Origin of the sequence: Telluria sp. B2 (assembly GCF_051789535.1) — a bacterium.
GTDB lineage: Bacteria > Pseudomonadota > Gammaproteobacteria > Burkholderiales > Burkholderiaceae_D > Telluria.
Genome location: NZ_CP196525.1, coordinates 2,467,635 through 2,487,452, shown reverse-complemented (window position 1 = coordinate 2,487,452; position 19,818 = coordinate 2,467,635). Strand labels below are relative to the sequence as shown.

20 protein-coding genes are annotated in these 19,818 nt (G+C 65.2%); 2 read left to right on the top strand and 18 right to left on the bottom strand.

The features are described from left to right. Positions 1-21: 21 nt before the first annotated feature. Positions 22-855, top strand: a complete 834-nt coding sequence (locus ACSUZJ_RS11105) for a metallophosphoesterase (RefSeq protein ID WP_499416063.1) — start codon at positions 22-24, stop codon at positions 853-855. Positions 856-878: 23 nt separating this feature from the next. Here the strand turns inward: ACSUZJ_RS11105 and ACSUZJ_RS11100 are convergent, their stop codons facing one another. The 18 genes from ACSUZJ_RS11100 to rpsB form a co-directional block, all read right to left on the bottom strand. Next, complete coding sequence (locus tag ACSUZJ_RS11100) at positions 879-1,466, bottom strand: DUF6151 family protein (protein WP_499416061.1); 588 nt, start codon at positions 1,464-1,466, stop codon at positions 879-881. Between the two features lie 62 nt (positions 1,467-1,528). Continuing rightward, entirely contained in the window at positions 1,529-2,725 is a 1,197-nt protein-coding gene (locus ACSUZJ_RS11095) for an EAL domain-containing response regulator (RefSeq protein ID WP_499416059.1), read from the bottom strand. A 51-nt stretch (positions 2,726-2,776) separates the two neighbouring features. Further along, positions 2,777-3,562 carry a TrmH family RNA methyltransferase gene (locus ACSUZJ_RS11090; RefSeq protein ID WP_499416057.1) on the bottom strand — a complete coding sequence of 262 codons (786 nt, stop codon included), beginning with the start codon at positions 3,560-3,562 and terminating at the stop codon, positions 2,777-2,779. Beyond that, on the bottom strand, positions 3,559-4,245 hold the full coding sequence (gene rnhB, locus ACSUZJ_RS11085) for a ribonuclease HII (RefSeq protein WP_499416055.1): 687 nt from the start codon (positions 4,243-4,245) through the stop codon (positions 3,559-3,561). The genes ACSUZJ_RS11090 and rnhB overlap by 4 nt, the downstream gene beginning before the upstream one ends. Positions 4,246-4,326: 81 nt before the next feature. Further along, the gene (gene lpxB, locus ACSUZJ_RS11080; protein ID WP_499416053.1) at positions 4,327-5,502 is read right to left on the bottom strand and encodes a lipid-A-disaccharide synthase; all 1,176 of its coding nucleotides are present in this window, start codon (positions 5,500-5,502) and stop codon (positions 4,327-4,329) included. Then, positions 5,486-6,274 carry an acyl-ACP--UDP-N-acetylglucosamine O-acyltransferase gene (gene lpxA, locus ACSUZJ_RS11075; protein ID WP_499416051.1) on the bottom strand — a complete coding sequence of 263 codons (789 nt, stop codon included), beginning with the start codon at positions 6,272-6,274 and terminating at the stop codon, positions 5,486-5,488. The genes lpxB and lpxA overlap by 17 nt, the downstream gene beginning before the upstream one ends. Beyond that, positions 6,274-6,786 (bottom strand): 3-hydroxyacyl-ACP dehydratase FabZ, encoded by a 513-nt coding sequence (gene fabZ, locus ACSUZJ_RS11070; RefSeq protein WP_499416049.1) that lies wholly within the window; start codon positions 6,784-6,786, stop codon positions 6,274-6,276. The genes lpxA and fabZ overlap by 1 nt, the downstream gene beginning before the upstream one ends. Beyond that, positions 6,776-7,852, bottom strand: coding sequence for a UDP-3-O-(3-hydroxymyristoyl)glucosamine N-acyltransferase (gene lpxD / locus ACSUZJ_RS11065; RefSeq protein WP_499416047.1), 1,077 nt, complete (start codon positions 7,850-7,852; stop codon positions 6,776-6,778). The genes fabZ and lpxD overlap by 11 nt, the downstream gene beginning before the upstream one ends. 4 nt (positions 7,853-7,856) lie before the next feature. Beyond that, positions 7,857-8,369, bottom strand: coding sequence for an OmpH/Skp family outer membrane protein (locus ACSUZJ_RS11060; protein ID WP_499416045.1), 513 nt, complete (start codon positions 8,367-8,369; stop codon positions 7,857-7,859). Positions 8,370-8,407: 38 nt separating this feature from the next. Continuing rightward, complete coding sequence (bamA, locus tag ACSUZJ_RS11055) at positions 8,408-10,762, bottom strand: outer membrane protein assembly factor BamA (RefSeq protein ID WP_499416043.1); 2,355 nt, start codon at positions 10,760-10,762, stop codon at positions 8,408-8,410. Positions 10,763-10,828: 66 nt separating this feature from the next. Further along, positions 10,829-12,166 carry an RIP metalloprotease RseP gene (gene rseP, locus ACSUZJ_RS11050; RefSeq protein WP_499416041.1) on the bottom strand — a complete coding sequence of 446 codons (1,338 nt, stop codon included), beginning with the start codon at positions 12,164-12,166 and terminating at the stop codon, positions 10,829-10,831. A 45-nt stretch (positions 12,167-12,211) separates the two neighbouring features. After that, positions 12,212-13,390, bottom strand: a complete 1,179-nt coding sequence (ispC, locus tag ACSUZJ_RS11045) for a 1-deoxy-D-xylulose-5-phosphate reductoisomerase (protein WP_499416039.1) — start codon at positions 13,388-13,390, stop codon at positions 12,212-12,214. 10 nt (positions 13,391-13,400) lie between these two features. Further along, positions 13,401-14,231 carry a phosphatidate cytidylyltransferase gene (locus ACSUZJ_RS11040; protein WP_499416037.1) on the bottom strand — a complete coding sequence of 277 codons (831 nt, stop codon included), beginning with the start codon at positions 14,229-14,231 and terminating at the stop codon, positions 13,401-13,403. After that, on the bottom strand, positions 14,231-14,980 hold the full coding sequence (gene uppS, locus ACSUZJ_RS11035; RefSeq protein WP_499416035.1) for a polyprenyl diphosphate synthase: 750 nt from the start codon (positions 14,978-14,980) through the stop codon (positions 14,231-14,233). The genes ACSUZJ_RS11040 and uppS overlap by 1 nt, the downstream gene beginning before the upstream one ends. Positions 14,981-15,122: 142 nt before the next feature. Then, positions 15,123-15,683, bottom strand: coding sequence for a ribosome recycling factor (frr, locus tag ACSUZJ_RS11030; protein WP_499416033.1), 561 nt, complete (start codon positions 15,681-15,683; stop codon positions 15,123-15,125). A 35-nt stretch (positions 15,684-15,718) separates the two neighbouring features. Beyond that, complete coding sequence (gene pyrH / locus ACSUZJ_RS11025) at positions 15,719-16,435, bottom strand: UMP kinase (protein ID WP_312549657.1); 717 nt, start codon at positions 16,433-16,435, stop codon at positions 15,719-15,721. Positions 16,436-16,808: 373 nt separating this feature from the next. Continuing rightward, positions 16,809-17,720: a translation elongation factor Ts gene (tsf, locus tag ACSUZJ_RS11020; protein ID WP_499416031.1), complete on the bottom strand. Its 912-nt coding sequence runs from the start codon at positions 17,718-17,720 to the stop codon at positions 16,809-16,811. A gap of 155 nt (positions 17,721-17,875) precedes the next feature. Next, positions 17,876-18,625 (bottom strand): 30S ribosomal protein S2, encoded by a 750-nt coding sequence (gene rpsB, locus ACSUZJ_RS11015; protein WP_499416029.1) that lies wholly within the window; start codon positions 18,623-18,625, stop codon positions 17,876-17,878. Positions 18,626-18,980: 355 nt separating this feature from the next. Here rpsB and map point away from each other — a divergent pair, with 355 nt between their 5' ends. Then, positions 18,981-19,805: a type I methionyl aminopeptidase gene (gene map / locus ACSUZJ_RS11010; RefSeq protein ID WP_499416028.1), complete on the top strand. Its 825-nt coding sequence runs from the start codon at positions 18,981-18,983 to the stop codon at positions 19,803-19,805. The last annotated feature ends 13 nt before the right edge of the window (positions 19,806-19,818 follow it).

Genomic DNA, 19,818 nt, shown 5'->3' with positions numbered 1-19,818 from the left:
TTGCCCTTATACTGCCCGGCTATGCGCATACAGCTTTTCTCGGACCTGCACCTCGAACGTTATCCGGCTTTCCAGCCTGAGATCGCCCCCGACACCGACGTCGTGGTGCTGGCAGGCGACATCGGCTCCTACCAGTCGGGCTCGCGCCTGGCCGGCGACGACTTCGGCCTGGCACGGTTCGCCCCGCGGCGCCCCGGTGCGGGCAAGGCGCGCGTCCTGTTCGTGCCCGGCAACCACGAATACGACGGCCTCGAGTTCGATGAGACCAATACCCGCCTGCGCGGGCTCTGCGCGGAGCTCGGCATCGAATGGCTGGACCGCGAAACCATCGTCATCGATCACGTCCGCTTCATCGGCACCACGCTGTGGAGCGATTTCGACGCGCTTGCCAGCCGCGAGACCGACCTCACCCGCCAGCTGCAACTGCGCGGCAAGGCTTTCCGTGCGGCCAACTACTACCTCAGCAAGAACACGACCTTGAGGGACGGCGCGCCGATGCTGGCCGAGGACATGCGCGAACTCTCGCTGGATTGCCAGGCCTGGCTGCGCGCGGCGCTCAGCGAGCCCTTCGACGGCGTCACGGTCGCGGTCACCCACTTCGCCCCCAGCCTGCTGAGCGCCGATCCGCGCTACGGCCTGGCGGCCGGCACCGCGGGCTTCTGCAATGCGCTGGACGCCCTCTTCCCCTTCGCCGATGTCTGGATGCACGGCCACCTGCACTGCATGAACGACTACACCGTCACGGGTGTCGAAGATGGCCGGCCCTGGTCCTGCCGCGTGGTCGCCAATCCGCTCGGCTACCTGAGCAAGGGCGAGCAGGAAGGCTTCCGGCCGGAGCTGGTGATCGAGTTGTAAGCGGCGGCCCGTCCGTCCTCAGCTCAGCTCAGCTTCTGGCGCTGTTCGCGCGAGATGACCTGGGGCGTGCGCACCGGTGTGTCGCTGCCGGGGACGAAGAAGGGGTTGTTCTTCCAGCTTCCCGTCAGGCGGGCTTTCACGATCTTGCCGCCGATCCTGAGCACTGCCCGGGCGGTGGCTGCCGGCGTCGTCTCGACCTTGCGGTAGGCCGTCTTCGTGTGCGCCGCGATGTGTTCGCGCCCCAGGGCGGCGTCCAGTTCCGCGGGCGAGGCGTCCAGGCAGGCGCGGATCACGCCGACATAAGGAAGCCTGGGATTGCGCGGCGTGTTGCCGACCGGCGTGCGGCAGCAGCTCGCATACCAGCGGTAGATGCCCTTGGGGCTGAGCGACATGCAGGCCAGGTGCTCGATGCCCTGGGTGAAGCGCAGGCCGCTCGGCAGCGCCGCCGCGACTTCGGTGCCGCCGGCGCCGTCGAGGATCTCGATCTCGTTGCCGAGGAAGCGGGCGAAGGCCCGGCAATCCGTGCAATAGCACTTCGCGCGCGCGGCCACCGCCGCCGTGTCCAGTTCGCCCTGCAGCTTGCCGCAGTGGCAGCGTATGCGGATGCTCATTTCAGTCTCCCAAAGAACGAACTACCCGAACATGTGCGCCCCAGTCCTGCCGACGGACGCGCTCAGAAGAAATGCCGCCACTCCTCCAGCCAGCCCGGGAAGGCGCTCGCCTCCATCGGGTTGGCGATGTGGTAGCCCTGGGCATAGGTGCAGCCCAGGCCCTGCAGGAAGTCCCAGTCCTGGCGCGTCTCGACGCCGACCGCCACCGACATGCGGTCCAGGCTGTGGGCCAGGCCCAGGCAGGAGCGCAGCACGGTGCCGAGCGGGCGGCGCTTCGACGCCCCGTCGACGAAGCTGCGGTCGATCTTCAGTTCCGAGAACGGGATGCGCGCCAGCAGCTGCAGGTTGGAGCGGCCGGTGCCGTAGTCGTCGATCGCCAGGCCGAATCCCATCATGCGCAGGCGCACCAGGCGCTCGATGAAGTTGGGGTCGGTGTTCAGGACCGAGGACTCCGGCATCTCGAAGGTGATGTAGTCGGGCAACACCGCGTGGCGGCCGAGGCAGGCCGTGATCTGGCGGATGAAGGCCGGGTGCGCCAGGGTCTCGGGTGCCAGGTTGATCGAGATCGAGATCGGCGTGCCCTGGTCGTGGAACCAGCGGCAGCGCTCGACCGACAGCTCGATCATGCTCCAGTCGAGGAAGTCGACGCGGTTGTTCTGTTCGAGCGCGTCGATGAAGGCCGAGGGCCCGAGGATGCCGTGCTCGGGGTGGCGCCAGCGCGCGAACACCTCGAGGCCCCGCACCTGGCCGGTAGCCAGCTCGATCTTCGGCTGGAAGAAAGGCTCGAACTGGCGCTTCTGCAGGCCCAGGCCGATATCGGCGAAGGAGAAACGCGGCGTGACGTCGGCCGTGTCAAGCTGGGCCGGCGGCACGTAGTTGTCGATCAGGGGCTTGAGCTTGGCGGCCGTGACCGGCTTGGCGATGGTGCCGAGCAGGTCGATGCCGTAGACCTGGGCCAGGGTCTCGACCGAGAACAGCAGGTTGGCCGGCTGGGCCCCGGTGACGATCACCTTGGCGTCGGATTCCAGGCCCGCCAGGTTGCGGATCAGCTCCAGCCCGTCCATGCCCGGCAGGGCCAGGTCGATGATGGCGATGTGCACGCGCGGCGTGAAGCTGGCCTGGAAGGTGCGCAATGCCATGTGCCCGTCGGGCACGTCGGTGACGCGGGTCGCCCCGAGCCGGCCCAGCATCTCGGCCAGGGATGCACGTTGCCCGCTGTCGGCCTCGGCTACCAGAAAGTGCAAATGCGCGATGTCCATCTCGACTCCAGGGTGTATTCCCTGAGATTACCCTACAGGAAGCAGTGCCGTCTATGCCTGCCGCTGGCGCAGTTGCTCGAAAAAGCACACCGCCGCCGCGGCTGCGACGTTCAGCGACTCGACCTGGCCCGCGTGCGGGATCACGACCTGGTGCGAGGCGAGCGACATCAGCTCGTCGCTGACGCCCTGCCCTTCGTGGCCCAGCAGCCAGGCCACCGGCTGGCGCAGGTCGACGTCGTACAGGCGCTGCTGCGCATAGCCGCTCATGGCGAGCACGGCGATGTTCGAGGCGCGCACCAGGGCGGCCAGGTCGACGTTCTCGAAGATCTCCAGCACGAAGTGGGCGCCCATCGCGGCGCGCAGCACCTTCGGCGACCAGCAGAAGGCGGTGCCGGGGCTGCAGAAGACCTGGGTGATGCCGGCAGCGCCGGCACTCCTCAGGATCGATCCGACGTTGCCCGGGTCCTGCACGCCGTCGAGCAGGACGGCGGAGACCGTCATGCCCGGCGGCGGCACGGGCCGCGGGGTGTCGACCAGGAACAACAGGTTGACGCCATGCTCGACCTGGCTGAGGGCGCCGAACAGCGCGTCGGGCAGCGCCGTCACGTGGGCGTGCAGGGACTCGACGCGGGCCACGATGTCGGCCACTTCGGGATTTTGCAGGGCCTCTTCCGAGACCACGCAGTGCACGGGAGCGCCGCGCAGGTCCAGCCAGGCCTGGCACAGGTGCACGCCGTCGAGCAGCGTGCGGCCGGCCTTGCGCCGTGCATGCGCGTGCGATGCGAGCTTGACGAGGTCCTTGTAGAAAGGGTTGTCGCGCGAGGTGATGCTCTTCATGCGGGCGCCGCCTCATTGACAAGTTCGACTGCAGCTTCGGTTGCGGAGAACAGGTCGACCTGCAGCAGGTTGCGCACCGGCGCGAACGAGCGGCGGTGCACCGGCGACGGCCCGTACAGGCGCAGGCGCTCCAGGTGCAGCGGGGTCGAATAGCCCTTGTGCTGGTCGAAGCAGTATTGCGGATACTGTTCGTGCAGGCGCACCAGCGCGGCGTCGCGCGCGGTCTTGGCCAGGATCGAGGCGGCCGAGATCGCGTGGCACTTGTCGTCGCCTTCGACGATCGCATGGGCGCGGATGTCCATGGGCGGGCAGCGGTTGCCGTCGATCAGGGCGATGGTCGGCACCGTCTGCAGCGCCTCGACCGCGCGGCGCATCGCCAGCATGGTCGCGTGCAGGATATTCAGGCTGTCGATCTCTTCGCACGTCGCATGGCAAATAGCCCAGGCGATCGCGTTCTCGCGGATCTGGGGCGCCAGCTCGTCGCGGCGCGCCTCGGTCAGCTTCTTCGAATCGCGCAGGCCCTCGATCGGGCGCTTCGGGTCGAGGATGACCGCGGCCGCGAACACGGGCCCGGCCAGCGGACCGCGGCCGGCCTCGTCGACGCCGCAGACGATGTCGAGGTCGGTAAAGGGGCGCAGCCGGGGCGGCAGGCCAGGATAGAAATTAACGCGCTTCCTGCTCATGGAATTCTCAGTGCTTGCTTGTTTGGCTAAGTTGCGGACCTTACGGACCTTGCTGACCTTGCGGACCTCGCGCTGCGTATTCTACGCGCGCGATCCGATGACGCCCAGGACCGCCTGCGCGCTCTCCTGCGCGCTGTTGCGCAGCAGGCTGTGGTGCATCTCAAGGAAGCGCTGGGCCAGGCGGTCGCGCAGCGCCGTGTCGTTCAGCTGCTGCCAGACGGCGTCGGCCAGGGCTTCCGGGGTGGCCGCATGCTGCAGGTACTCGGGCACGACGAAGTCGCGCGCCAGGATGTTCGGCAGTCCGATCCAGGGCAGGTAGCCCATGTGGCGCATGATTTCCCAGGACGCGCGCATCACCCGGTAGGCGATGACCATCGGCTTCTTGTGCAGCGCCACCTCCAGCGTGGCCGTGCCGGACGCTACCAGCACGGCGTCGGCAGCCGCGATGGCGGTGTGCGACTGGCCGTCGATGATGGTCAAGGCCACGTCCTGCAGGCCGGCCTTCGCGACGATCTCGTCGAAATAGGCGCGCTGCTTCGCACCGGCCATCGGCACGACGAAAGTCAGGCCGGGATCGCGCCTTGCAAGCAAATCCGCTGCGCGGACAAACGTCTCGGCCAGGTATTTCAGTTCGCCCATGCGGCTGCCCGGCATGACCGTCACCACGCGCGCGTTGGCGGGCAGGCCGAGCGCCGTGCGCGCCGCCACCGTGTCGGGCACGAGCGGGATGGTCTCCGCCAGTGGATGGCCGATGTAGGTCACCGGCACGCCGGCGTCGCGGTAGATCTGCTCTTCGAAGGGGAAGATCACCAGCATGTGCGAGACCGCGCGCCTGATCTTCTTGATGCGTCCGCCGCGCCAGGCCCAGATCTGGGGGCCGACGAAGTGCACGGTCGGAATGCCGCCGGCGCGCAGCTGCTCCTCGAGTCCGAGGTTGAAGCCCGGGTAGTCGGCGCCGATGAAAGCGGCCGGCCGTTCTTCCAGCAGGCGGTCGCGCAGGCGGTTCTGGATACCCTTGATTTCGCGGTAGCGCGGGATGATCTCGAACAGGCCGCGCACGGTGAGCGTCTCGATCGGCACGTCCGACACCAGCCCCTGCTCGATCATGCGCGGGCCGCCGATGCCGTGGAAGCGCGCGTTCGGAAGATGGGGACGCAGCCCTGCGAGCAGGCGTGCGGCGAGCATGTCGCCGGACACCTCGCCGGCGACCAGGGCTAGCGAGATGTCCGGGCGAGGTGCATCAGCGGACGATGCCACGGGTGATCGTCCCGAGGAAGTCGCGTACCGAACGGATGTCGCCGGCCGCTTCGGGCGAAGCGCCCTCTTCCTGCTCCAGCGCCGCCTTCGCTTCTTCCAGCGTCAGGCCCGAGCGGTAGAGGTGCTTGTAGGCGGCGCGGATGCCGTCGATCTGGGCGCGGCTGAAACCGCGGCGCTTCAGGCCCTCGATATTGATGCCGCGCGCGGCCGCCGGGTTACCGGAGACCATGACGAAAGGCGGCACGTCCTGGGTCAGGCTGGTGTACATGCCGATGAAGGCATGGGCGCCGATCTTGCAGAACTGGTGGACGCCGGCATAGCCGGACAGGATGGCGTGGTCGCCCACGTGCACGTGGCCGGCCAATTGCGCATTGTTCGAGAAGATCGTGTGGCTGCCGACCTGGCAGTCGTGCGCCAGGTGGACGTAGGCCGAGATCCAGTTGTCGTCGCCCAGGCGGGTCACGCCCTCGTCCTGGGCCGTGCCCAGGTTGAATGTGACGAACTCACGAATGGTGTTGCCGTTGCCGACTTCCAGGCGGGTCGGCTCGCCCTTCCACTTCTTGTCCTGCGGCGCGGCGCCGATCGAGCAGAACTGGAAGAACTTGTTGTCCTCGCCGATCGTCGTGTGGCCTTCGATGACCACGTGCGGCCCGACCACGGTGCGCGCGCCGATGCGCACGTTCGGACCGATGATCGAATACGGGCCGACCTCGACCGAGCTGTCCAGCTCGGCCTGCGGGTCGACGATTGCGCTAGGATGAATCTTGCTCATTACTGCTCCGTTCCCGAATCACCTTTCGACTGGCCCTTCATGGTCCCCTCGGCGGCGCCACGAATGGTGCACATCAGTTCGCCCTCGACGGCGACCTTGCCGTCGACGGTGGCGACTGCCTTGTATTTCCAGATGCCGCGCGCGACGCGCAGGATCTCGACATCCATCTTGAGCTGGTCGCCCGGTTCGACCGGACGCTTGAAGCGGGCGTTGTCGATGCCGACGAAGTACACGACCGAATTCTCGTCCGGCTTCACGTTCATGGTCATGAACGACAGGATCGCCGCGGTCTGGGCCATTGCCTCGATCATCAGCACGCCCGGCATGACCGGCTTGTGCGGGAAGTGGCCGTTGAAGAATTCCTCGTTGGCGGTGACGTTCTTGATGGCGGTGATGCGCTTGCCCAGCTCGACGTCGAGCACGCGGTCCACCAGCAGCAGCGGATAGCGGTGCGGCAGGTATTCCTTGATGCCGTTGATGTCGAGGGTGATCTTTTCGGTGTTAGTCGTCATTTTGTTCTGAAAGCTTTTTAATTGTTTTTTCCAGCGTGCGGATCTTCTCGCGCATGGAATTGAGGTTGCGTACGATCGCGGCCGACTTCTCCCATTCGGCGTTTTTCGCGAGCGGATAGAAGCCCGTGTACTGGCCCGGTTCGAGCACCGAGCGCGAGACCATCGAGCCCGACGAGATGTGCACGTTGTCGGCGATCTCGAGGTGGCCCAGCACCATGGCGGCGCCGCCGAAGGTGCAGCGGCTGCCGATCTTCGCGCTGCCGGCCACGCCGACGCAGCCGGCCATCGCCGTGTGCGCGCCGATGTGGCAGTTGTGGCCGATCTGGATCTGGTTGTCCAGCTTGACGCCGTCTTCGATGACGGTGTCGGCCAGGGCGCCGCGGTCGATCGAGGTGTTCGAGCCGATGTCGACGTCGTCGCCGATCACCACGCGCCCGGTCTGAGGAATCTTCAGGTAGACCCCGGATTCGACAGCGAAGCCGAAACCGTCGCCGCCGATCACCGCGCCCGAGTGGATGATGCCGCGCGCACCGATGACGCACTGGCGGTGGAAGGTGACGTTGGCGAACAGGCGCGTGCCCTCGCCGATCACCGCGTCGCGGCCGACGAAGCAGCCGTGGTCGATCACGACGTTCGCTTTCACGACGGCGCCGGCCTCGATGGTGACGTGTGGCCCGATGTGGGCGCTGGCGTCGACCTGCGCGGCCGGGTCGACCACCGCGCTCGGGTGGATGCCCGGGGCCGGCGCCTGTTCTTCGAGCGAGACGAAGTACTGGGCCACGCGCGCGAAGTAGGCGTAGGGATTGGTGGTGACGATGCGGCTGCCGGCGTAGGTGGCGGCGACCGTCGGATCGTCGAGCGGCGACAGGATCAGGGCCGCGGCCGTGCTTTGCCCGGCCAGGGCGCGCAACTTGCTGTTCGAGAGAAAGCTGATCTGGCTGGCGCCGGCGCTGTCGAGCGGCGCGATGCTTGATACGACGAGGTCGGCATTGCCGACGAGTTGGCCGCCGAAGCGTTCCACCAGGTCGCCCAGGCGCACGCCACGGGAGGGTTTCGATTGTTCCAAAGTCTTACTTGTCCAGCAGTTTCAGGATCTTGTCGGTGATGTCGATGCGCGGGCTCGACCACGCCGCTTCCTGCAGCACGGCGTCGAGCTTTTCCTGCTCGGCGATCTGTTCGATCAGTTTGTAGGCCTTCTGGGCGATGGCCGCGCGCTCTTCGCTCTTGCGCTGGAACAGGTCTTCCTGGAACTCGCGCTGCATGCGCTGCACGTCCTTTTCCATGTCGAACAGTTCGCGCGCGCGGCGGGTGCGCTCGATGTCGGTCAGGCGCGGGGCGTCGGCGTCGAACTTCTCGCTCATCTGCTTGAATTTCGCCACCATTTCCTCGGTCGTCTTCTGGCGCTTCGAGAATTCGGCCTGGATCTTGGCATCGGCCGCCTTGGCCATCTTCGATTCGGTCATCAGGCGTTCGGTGAACACGAAGCCGATGCGGCTCGGCGCCGTTTGCGCCTGGGCCAGCGGAGCGGCGCACAGGGCTGCCAGCAGCAGTGTCCCGGGCAAGGCTTTTAGAGTTTTCAACATGGTTCTCCGCAGTGAAAAGGGTGACGCTCCAGGGGACCTCAGAAGCCCGTCCCCATCTGGAACTGGAAGCGTTCGAGCTGGTCGCCCGGCTTCGCGTTCAGGGGCTTGGCAAACGACAGGCGCAGCGGGCCGACCGGCGAAATCCAGGACAGGCCGATACCCGCCGAGTAACGGAGTTCCTTCAGGCGGATCGGGCTGTCCTCCTGGAACACCTGGCCGCCGTCGGCGAAGGTGAACCAGCGCAGGCTGCGGTCCTTGCTGCTGCCCGGGAACGGGAATTGCAGCTCGACGTTGCCGATCACGCGCTTGGAGCCGCCGATGGCGTCGCCGTAGACCGGATCGACCACGCCCAGGGTCGAGCTCTCGTAGCCGCGCACCGAGCCGATGCCGCCGGCGTAGAAGTTCTTGAAGACCGGGTAGGCGTCCTTGCCGATGCCCTTGCCGTAGTCGAACTCGCCGCGCACGGCGAGGGTCATCCAGGTCGTCAGCGGACGGTACCACTGGTGTTCGTAGACCGCGCGGTAGTACTTGGCGTCGCCGAACACGTCAATCTCGAGGTTGGCGCGCTGGTAGCGGCCGATGCTCGGGGTCAGCGCGCTGTCGCGGCTGTCGCGGCCCCAGGCCACGGTCAGCGGGATCGACATGCTCTTGCCGGTGCCCACGCCGAACAGGTCGCTGCCTGGGTCGCTCGGGCCGCCGTTCTGCGCCACGAACTGGCGGTACAGCGCCGGACTGGTCTCGTCGGTGGTCAGCGTGGTGCGTTCCAGGCCGGCGCCGAAGAAGACGGTGTCGGTTTCCGAGAACGGCACGCCGAAGGTCAGGTTGCCGCCGGTCTGGCGCACCGTGTACGAACCGATGTTCGAGAGCGGCGGACGCGTCGTGCGGTAGTAGAGCTGGAAGGCGCGCGAGATGCCGTCGTCGGTGAAGTAAGGGTTGGTCTGCGAGAACGCGATCGTCCGGCTGTACTTCGAGGTGTTCAGGTCGATGCCGACGGTGTTGCCGCTGCCGGCGAAGTTGGCCTGCTGGATCGAGGCCGTGAAGGTGAACTTCTCGGCCTGCGAGAACGAGCCGCCGATCATGAAGTTACCGGTCGGCCTTTCCTCGACCGTCAGGTTGACGTCGACCTGGTCGGTGGTGCCCGGCGATTCCGGGGTCTCGACCTTCACGTCCTTGAAGTAGCTGAGGCGGTCGACGCGGTCGCGCGAGAGCTTGACCTTGCTGGCGTCGTACCACGAGCTTTCGAACTGGCGGAATTCGCGACGGATCACTTCGTCGCGGGTGACGGTGTTGCCGGCGATGTTCATGTGGCGCACGTAGGCGCGCTTGCCCGGGTCGACCACGAAGGTGAAGGCGACTTCGCGCTTTTCGCGGTTCAGCTGCGGGTCGGCGTTGACGTTGGCGAAGGCGTAGCCGAAGTTGCCGAGGCGCTCGGCGATGCGCTTGACCGAGGCTTCCTGCAGGGCGCCCGAATAGGTCTTGCCCGGCTGGAGCAGGATCAGCTGGCGCAGTTCTTCCTCGCGGCCGAACATCTCGCCGTCGAGCTTGATGTCCGAGACGGTGTACTTCTCGCCTTCGGTGATATTGATGGTGAGGTAGATGTCCTTCTTGTCCGGCGTGATCGCGACCTGGGTCGATTCGACGTTCGCCTCGAGATAGCCGCGGTCCAGGTAGTAGGACTTGATCGCTTCGAGGTCGCCGGTCAGCTTGGTCTTGGAATACTGGTCGGCCTTCGAGTACCAGGTGAACCAGCCGGAAGTCGAGAGCTGCAGCAGCTCGCGGATTTCCTTGTCCGAGACGACCTTGTTGCCAACGATGTTGATCTGCTTGATGCGCGCGACCTCGCCTTCGTCGACGTTGAACATCACGTTGACGCGGTTGCGTTCGATCGGGGTGACGGTAGTGGTGATCTTCACGCCGTACAGGCCGTGCGAGAGATACTGGCGCTTCAGTTCCTGCTCGGCGCGGTCGACCGCGGACTTGTCGTAGATCTTGGTCTCGCCCACGCCGATCTCGCCGAGGGCCTTGACCAGCATGTCCTTCTCGAATTCCTTGGCGCCGGTGAAATCGACGTTGGCGATCGCCGGACGTTCCTCGACCAGCACCACCAGCACGCCGTTTTCTTCTTCCAGGCGGATGTCCTTGAAGAAGCCGGTCGCATACAGCGCCTTGATCGCCGTGATGCTCTTCTCGTCATCGAAGGTCTCGCCCACGCGCACCGGCAGATAGGTGAACACGGTGCCGGCTTCGGTCCGCTGGATGCCTTCGATCCGGATGTCCTTCACGACGAACGGGTTGACGGCAAACGCAGGGCCGGCGCACAGCGCCAGCACGGCCGCGCCGATCAGGCTGCGGCGAATGAACGGCAGGGCAAAACGATCTGGTTGTGAATTCATTGGCTAAATCAACGGGTCAGTCATTGGACAACATACATATTCTTGTTTGCCGGTGCCGCGGAAAAGTCAGAGCAACCTTCCCAGGTCATTGAAGACGGCGAGCGCCATCAGCATGAACAGCAGGCCTACCCCTGCGCGTTGAGCGAATGCCTGGATTCGCTCGGACAGGGGACGCCCGGTCAAAACTTCCAGCGAATAATACAGCAAATGGCCACCATCCAGCACTGGAATTGGTAACAGATTCATTACACCCAGGCTCACGCTGACCACCGCGATAAAGCCCAAAAACGTGGCAAGGCCCATGCGCGCTGTCTGTCCGGCATAGTCGGCAATCGTCAGCGGACCGGTCACGTTCTTCAGCGAAGCCTGGCCGGTGACGATCTTGCCGATCATCTTGAAGGTCAGCGCCGTCATCTCCCAGGTGCGGCGCGCGCCCTTCTGCAGGGCTTCAATCGGGCCGTCCTGCACCGTCACGAAACCGACCGCGGGCGCCAGCTGGACCTTGGCCACGCCCTGCCCTTGCGCATCGCGTTCCGGCGTGAGCGGCAGCGACAGCAGCGCGCCGTCGCGGCGCACCTGCAGCTGCAGCGTGCGTTCCGGCGCCGCGCGCACGGTGCGCACGAAGTCGGCGGCGTCGACCAGCGGCTTGCCGTCGACCGCCTCGACCACATCGCCCGGGCGCAGGCCGGCGCGCGCGCCGGGGCCGCCTTCGACGGCCTGCCCGACCTTGGCCATGCCGACCCAGACCTCGATGCCGAGCGCGCTCATCACGTCGCCCTCGGGGTCCACCGCGCCGAAGGCGCTGGCCGGAATGGTGGCTGCGTACTGGCTGCCGTTGGCGCCCCTGACGTCGAGACGCGCCGCTTCGCGGTCCACGGCCAGGTGGGTCACGGCCCAGCGCAGCTCGGAGAAGGACTGGACCGGCTCGCCGTTCACGGCAAGGATCTCGTCGCCGCCGCGCAGGCCGGCCGCATACGCGGGCGTGTTGGCGGCCATCGCCGCCAGTTTGGTGGCCGGCTCCTGGGTGCCGTGCATGAACAGCGCAGCGAACAAGGCAATGGCCAGCAGGAAGTTGGCGATCGGACCGGCCGCGACGATGGCGATGCGCTTCCAGACGCCCTGCCGGGTGAATTCGCGCGCCAGCTCGGCCTCGCTCTTCGGCGCGGTGGCCGGGTCGCGGGCGTCGAGCATCTGGACGTAGCCGCCCAGCGGCAGGGCCGACACCGCCCATTCGGTCTGGTCGCGGCCGAAACGGCGCGACCAGACGACCTTGCCCATGCCGACCGAAAAGCGCAGCACCTTCACGCCGCACAGGCGTGCGACCAGGTAGTGGCCGAGCTCGTGGAAGATGATGAGCGGCCCCAGCGCGAGCAGGAAGGCCACCGCCGTGTAGAGGAAGTTCATGATGTTCGGTTCCGCTTGGTTGAGCCGGTTGCGTACGTCGTACGCCTAGTGGCGCACGATGCCGTCGACGATCTGCCGCGCCGCCGCGCGCGCACGTTCATCCTGCGCCATCACGGCCTCGATGTCATGCGCCGCGCCATGTTCGTTCTCGTCCATCACGCGTGCAATGACGCGGTCGATGTCGCGGAAACCGATGCGGCGCTCGAGGAAGGAGGCGACCGCCACTTCGTTGGCGGCATTCAGCAGGGCGGGCGCGGTGCCGCCGGCGCGCAGGGCCGCGAAGGCCAGCGCCAGGCAGGGGAAGCGCGCGTAGTCCGGCCGGTGGAATTGCAGGGCTGCCATGCTGGTGAGGTCGAGCTGGGCGACGCCGGAACCGATGCGCTCGGGGAAAGCGAGGGCATGCGCGATCGGAGTGCGCATGTCCGGGTTGCCGAGCTGGGCCAGCACCGAACCGTCGACGTAGGACACCATCGAGTGGATCACGCTTTGCGGATGGATCACGACCTCGATCAGGTCGGCCGGCGCGCCGAACAGCCAGTGCGCCTCGATCACTTCCAGGCCCTTGTTCATCATGGTGGCCGAGTCGACCGAGATCTTGCGGCCCATCGACCAGTTCGGGTGCTTGCAGGCCTCCTCGGGCGTGACGGCCTCGAGCGTCTCCACGGCGCGGTGCAGGAAGGGGCCGCCGGATGCGGTCAGCAGGATCTTCGCCACGCCGGCGGCGTTCGGCTCGCGCGCATAGTTCGCCGGCAGCGACTGGAAGATTGCGTTGTGTTCGCTGTCGATGGGCAGCAGCGTGGCCTTGTGTTCGCGCACGGCGTCCATGAAGAGCTGGCCGGACATGACCAGGGCTTCCTTGTTCGCCAGCAGCACCTTCTTGCCGGCGCGCGCGGCGGCCAGGGTCGGGGCCAGGCCGGCGGCGCCGACGATGGCCGCCATCACGGTGTCGGTATCGGGCGCGCTGGCGATCTCGCACAGGGCCGCTTCGCCCCAGGCGATGTCGACCGCCACGCCGTCCAGCAGGCGCGCCAGTTCGGCCGCCGCCTCGGCCGTGCCGACGACGGCGCGCGCGGGACGATGCTTGCGGCACTGCGCGGCCAGCTCGGCCACGCGGCTGTGCGCGCTCAGCGCGTAGACCTGGTACTTGTCGGGGTGACGCGCGAGCACGTCGAGGGTCGAGACGCCGATGGAGCCGGTGGCGCCCAGGATGGTGATGCGTTGCATGTGAAACTCCTTACAGCCAGGCGCCGATCAGTGCCGCCAGCGGCAGTACCGGAACCAGGGCGTCGATCCGGTCGAGCACCCCGCCATGGCCGGGCAGCAGCTTGCTGCTGTCCTTCATGCCGGCGCGGCGCTTGAGCTGGGATTCGAAGAGGTCGCCGACGATGCTGGCGGCGACGATCAGGACCAGGATGGCGTACATGGCGGCCCAGCCGAGACTGGCCTGCACGCGCACCGGGAAGGTGTTCGCCAGCGCCTCGCGGCCGAACACGACCACCAGGGTGGCGATGACCAGCACGGCAATGCCGCCGCCGATGGCGCCTTCCCAGGACTTGCCAGGCGAAATCGACGGCGCGAGTTTGCGCTTGCCGAAGGCCTTGCCCGAGAAGTAGGCGAAGATGTCGGCGGCCCAGACGATGGCCATCACCGACAGCAGGTAGAGCGGCGAATACGAGAACAGCGCGACGATCGCCGCGAAGCAGCCGACCAGGGACACCGCATACACCACGCTGAGCAGGGTATTCGCGGTGGAATCGAGCGGCGGCAGGCCGACCTTCAGCGAGGGCGCGAAACGCAGCGCCCACAGCAGCAGCGAGATGGCGAACCAGAAGAGCGGGTTGCTGTCGTTCGGGCCAAAGAAAGCCCAGGCAAAGGCGGCGGTCCAGAAGGCGGCCACGATGAGCGCCTTGCTGGAGCCCGGGTTGAAGAGACGGAAGCATTCCCAGATCGCGGCGCCGAAGAAGACGGTCGCCACTACCGCGAAGGCTGTGAAATTGTTGGAATACAGGACCGGCAGCAGGACTGCCAGCAGCACGAGCGCGGTGATGATCCGGGTTTTCAGCATCAGGTATTGTTCGCTACTTGTTCGCCGGTGCGGCCGAAACGCCGCTCGCGGCTCTGGTAAGACGCGATGGCCGCGTCCAGGGACTCGGCCGAGAAGTCCGGCCAGAAGGTGTCGGTGAAGTACAGCTCGGAATACGCCAGCTGCCACAGCAGGAAGTTCGAGATGCGCTCTTCGCCGCCGGTGCGGATGAACAGGTCCGGTTCCGGCGCATAGGCCATGGCCAGGTGCGGCGCCAGCATCTCTTCCGTGTATTCGGTGGTGCCGGGATTGGCGGCAACCATCTTGCTGGTGGCCTGCATGATGTCCCAGCGGCCGCCATAGTTGGCGCAGACCGAGACCGTGAGGCGCTTGTTGCCGGCGGTCTTGCGCTCGGCATTGGCGATCATGTCCTGCAGCTTCGGGTCGAAGCGGGACAGGTCGCCCACCACTTTCAGGCGAATGTCGTTGGCGTGCATCTTTGCCACTTCGCGCTCGAGCGCGGTGACGAACAGGCGCATCAGCAGCGAGACTTCCTCGGCCGGACGGCGCCAGTTTTCGGACGAAAACGCGAACAGCGTGAGGTACTCGACGCCGCGCAGCACGCAGGCCTCGACCACGCCGCGCACCGCTTCGACGCCCTTCACATGCCCGGCCACGCGTGGCAGCAGGCGCTTGGTCGCCCAGCGGCCATTGCCATCCATGATGATCGCGATATGGCGCGGGACGGCCGGCACATCGGGTACTGCAGTCGTCGAACTCTTGAAAATCATAAATCCATTGCCATGACGGTGATACGACAAATAAAGCGAAGCGCCCGGCCGGGTGAAAAAACGGCCGGGCGGCAGCCGGGTCAGGTAACAGCATGCCGGGCGAAAAGCCTGGGATGCTGTTAACCGGCCAACTCTACCTCGCTTAGACGGTCAGGACTTCCTTTTCCTTCTCGGCGACCAGCTTGTCGATGTCGGCGACGAACTTGTCGGTCAGCTTCTGGATCTCGTCCGAGGCGCGGCGCTCGTCGTCTTCCGAGGCGGTCTTGTCCTTCACCATCTTCTTGAGCTGCTCGTTGGCGTCGCGGCGGATGTTACGCACGGCGATCTTCGCGTCTTCGGCTTCCGACTTGCACAGCTTGACCATTTCCTTGCGGCGCTCTTCGGTCAGCGGCGGCGTCGGAACGCGGACCAGCTCGCCGAAGGTCGACGGGTTCAGGCCCAGGTCGGCGTCGCGGATCGCCTTTTCGATCGTGCTCAGCATCTTCTTTTCGTAAGGCTGGACGCCGATGGTGCGGGCGTCGAGCAGGGTCAGGTTGGCGACGCCGCTCAGCGGCGTCGGCGCGCCGTAGTACTCGACCATCACGTGGTCGAGGATGCCGGTGTGGGCGCGGCCGGTGCGGACCTTGGCCAGGTCGGCCCTCAGGGTCTCCAACGACTTCGTCATGCGCTCTTGCGCGTTCTTCTTCACGTCAGCTAAGGACATGCTGCTCTCCTGTTCTTGGGTAATTCAGAGTTAAATCAAACGTGTACCAGTGTACCCTCGTCTTCGCCCATGATCACGCGCTTGAGCGCGCCCGGCTTGACGATGGAAAACACCTTGATCGGCAGCTTCTGGTCGCGGCACAGGGCGAACGCGGTCGCGTCCATCACCTGCAGGTGCTTGGCGATGGCTTCGTCGAACGAGATCGACTCGTAGCGCGTCGCATGCGGATCTTTCTTCGGATCGGCAGTATATACGCCATCGACCTTGGTTGCCTTCAAAACAATCTCGGCCGAGATTTCCGAACCGCGCAGCGCGGCGGCGGTGTCGGTGGTGAAGAAGGGGTTGCCGGTGCCGGCGGCGAACACGACGACCTTGCCCTCTTCCAGGTACTGCAGCGCTTTCGGACGCACGTAGGGCTCGACCACCTGCTCGATGCCGATGGCCGACATCACGCGCGCGGTGATGCCGACATGGCGCATGGCGTCGGCCAGCGCCAGGGCGTTCATGACGGTCGCCAGCATGCCCATGTAGTCGGCGGTGGCGCGGTCCATGCCCTGGGCGCCAGGGGCGACGCCGCGGAAGATGTTGCCGCCGCCGATCACGACCGCCAGCTCGACGCCCAGCTTCGCCACTTCCGCCACGTCGGCCACCATGCGATCGATGGTGGCGCGGTTGATGCCGAACGGATCGTCGCCCATCAGCGCTTCGCCAGACAGTTTAAGGAGGACTCGTTGGTAGGCTGGTTTTGTCATGATGAAGCGGGCTCCTGTTGTGTTGATTCGAATTCGGTTCCGGCTGCCGGTTCGTGGCTGGCGGCCTCATCTGCAATGTACAGATGGCGGTGAAACAGGCGCGCACGGGCTGCGCGCCATTGTAGGGTGGACACCTGTGTCCACGCTGTCGGGCACATGAAAGCCGCAGCGCGGGCGCCGGCCAGGACATGCGCCCAATGGCCATTACCGAGGCAAACGCACGCGCTGATCTTGCCACGGGCTATCGGCTCCGATCGCGTGCCGGATGAGCGCCCGGCCAGGTATCACCGCGTGGACACAGGTGTCCACCCTACAAAACCGCCTGCAATAAAACAGACGGTTAAAAAAACGGGCCTTGCGGCCCGCTTTCGTATTACTGCTTGTTGGCAGCCATTTGCGCTGCCACTTCTGCTGCGAAGTCGTCGACCTTCTTCTCGATGCCCTCGCCCACGACGTACATCGTGAATGCCTTCACCGTGGTGTTGGCGGCCTTCAGCATCTGCTCGACCGACTGCTTGTCGTTCTTCACGAACGCCTGGTTCAGCAGCGACACTTCCTTCAGGTACTTCTGAACCGAGCCTTCCAGGCGCTTGGCCAGGATTTCCGGCGACTGGGCCGGCTTGCCTTCGGCGGCGGCCTTCTCGGCGTCTTCCTTGGCTTTCAGTTCGGCGACCGAACGCTCTTTCTCGATCAGTTCAGCAGGCACTTGCTCAGCCGACAGAGCAACCGGCTTCATCGCAGCGATGTGCATTGCCACGTCCTTGCCGACCTGCTCGTCCGCGCCTTCGTACTCGACCATGACGCCGATACGGGTGCCGTGCAGGTAGGAAGCCAGCTTGCCGGTGGTTTCGAAACGCTGGAAGCGGCGCACGGTCATATTCTCACCGATTTTGCCGATCAGTGCCGTACGCACTTCGTCGAAGGTCTTGCCTTCGCCAGCCGACAGGGCTGCCAGGGCGGCGACGTCCGCCGGGTTCTGCTCGGCGACCAGCTTGGCTGCCAGGTTGGCCATGGCCAGGAATTCTTCGTTCTTGGCGACGAAGTCGGTTTCGCTGTTGATTTCGACCAGCGCGCCGACGTTGCCGGCGATGTAGGTTGCCACCACACCTTCGGCGGTGATGCGCGACGATGCCTTCGATGCCTTGCCGCCCAGCTTGACGCGCAGGATCTCTTCGGCACGTGCCATGTCGCCTTCGGCTTCGGTCAGTGCCTTCTTGCATTCCATCATCGGTGCGTCGGTTTTCGCGCGCAGTTCGCCGACCATCGCTGCAGTAATCGCTGCCATGTGTATTCTCCTAAATGTGAGTCCTAAGATGCGGCCGCCAGTCAACGCGGCGCCCGCCTGGGGGTATTCTTTTTGCTTGAAAAAAGGGGTGCTCAGATTACCGGCACCCCTTAGAGAGTGTGTAAGCCAAGGCAGGCGCGGGGCCTGCCTTGCCCTTACGCCTGCTCGGAGACTTCGACGAAGTCGTCGCCGCCGGCCTTGACCATCTCAACGACTTCGTTGGTGGCGTTGGCGCGGCCTTCCAGGATCGCATCGGCAACGCCGCGTGCGTACAGGGTGATCGCCTTCGACGAGTCGTCGTTACCCGGGATCACGTGGGTGACGCCTTCCGGCGAGTGGTTGGTATCGACCACGCCGATGACCGGGATGCCCAGCTTGCCGGCTTCGGTGATGGCGCCCTTGTGGTAGCCGACGTCGACGACGAAGATCGCGTCAGGGATGCCGCCCAGGTCCTTGATGCCGCCGATCGACTTCTGCAGCTTTTCCATTTCGCGCGAGAACATCAGCGCTTCTTTCTTCGACAGCTTCTCGACTTCACCCGATTCGACCTGCGCTTCCATGTCCTTCAGGCGCTTGATCGAGGTCTTGATGGTCTTGAAGTTGGTCAGCATGCCGCCCAGCCAGCGCTGGTCGACGTAAGGAACACCGGCGCGCTGTGCTTCAGCGGCGATGATGTCGCGGGCCTGGCGCTTGGTGCCGACCATCAGGATGGTGCCGCGGTTTGCCGAGATCTGCTTGACGACCTTCATCGCATCCTGGTACATCGCCATGGTTTTTTCCAGGTTGATGATGTGGATCTTGTTGCGATGACCGAAGATGAACGGCGCCATTTTCGGGTTCCAGAAACGGGTCTGGTGGCCGAAGTGGATACCGGCTTCCAGCATTTCGCGCATAGTAACGGACATGTAATTCTCCAGGGTTAAATTCTTGAATAACGACCAGTCACCTCGAGGGCACCCTATGGCGGTCGCATTCGCGATTTGAATAAAAAAATAGACTACTTTGACAACATTACCGGACCAGAGTCCAAGCAACCCGAGATTCTAGCGGGATTCGGCCCGTATTTCAAGCTTCTTGCAGGCCTGCCGCCTGACCGCGCTGCCGGCCGTCCCGGCCTTTCCCGGGACCTTCCCCCGAGGGCAGGTCACGTCGCTGCCGTACATAACTTATAATGTCAAGAATATTGCAGCGTGCGTCATTGCAACCCAGCTGTTACGCCCTGTTACCAAATACGATCATTTCGCTTTACCGAGTCTTTTTATGTCCATCTCCATCAAAACCCCGGAAGAAATCGAAGGCATGCGCATCGCCGGCCGCCTCGGCGCCGAAGTGCTCGACTACATCACGCCTTTCGTGAAGCCGGGCGTGACCACGGCCGAGCTCGACCGCCTGTGCCACGAATACATGGTCAACGTGCAGGGCACCACGCCGGCGCCGTTGAACTACGCGCCGCCTGGCTATCCGCCCTTCCCGAAATCGGTCTGCACCTCGCTCAACGACGTGATCTGCCACGGCATCCCGAACGACAAGCCGCTCAAGGACGGCGACGTGATGAACATCGACGTCACCGTCATCACCAAGGACGGCTTCCACGGCGACAATAGCCGCATGTTCTTTGTCGGCAAACCGTCGATCATGGCCAAGCGCCTGGCGGAAGTCACCTACGAGTGCATGTGGCTGGGCATCTCGAAAGTCAAACCCGGCGCCCATCTGGGCGACATCGGCCACGTGATCCAGCAGCACGCCGAGAAGAACGGCTACAGCGTGGTGCGCGAGTTCTGCGGCCACGGCATCGGCCGTGTGTTCCACGAAGAGCCGCAAGTGCTGCACTACGGTAAGCCAGGCACGCTGGAAAGGCTCGAGCCGGGCATGATCTTCACCATCGAGCCGATGATCAACGCCGGCCGCCGCGAGATCAAGGCCCTGCCGGACGGCTGGACCATCAAGACCAAGGACCGCAGCCTCTCGGCCCAGTGGGAACACATGATCCTCGTGACCGAGACCGGCTACGAAGTGCTGACGATGTCCGCGGGTACCCCGCCGCCGCCGGCCATCGTACTGGCCAAAACCGCCGTTCCGGCCTGAGCGACGGAGCGAC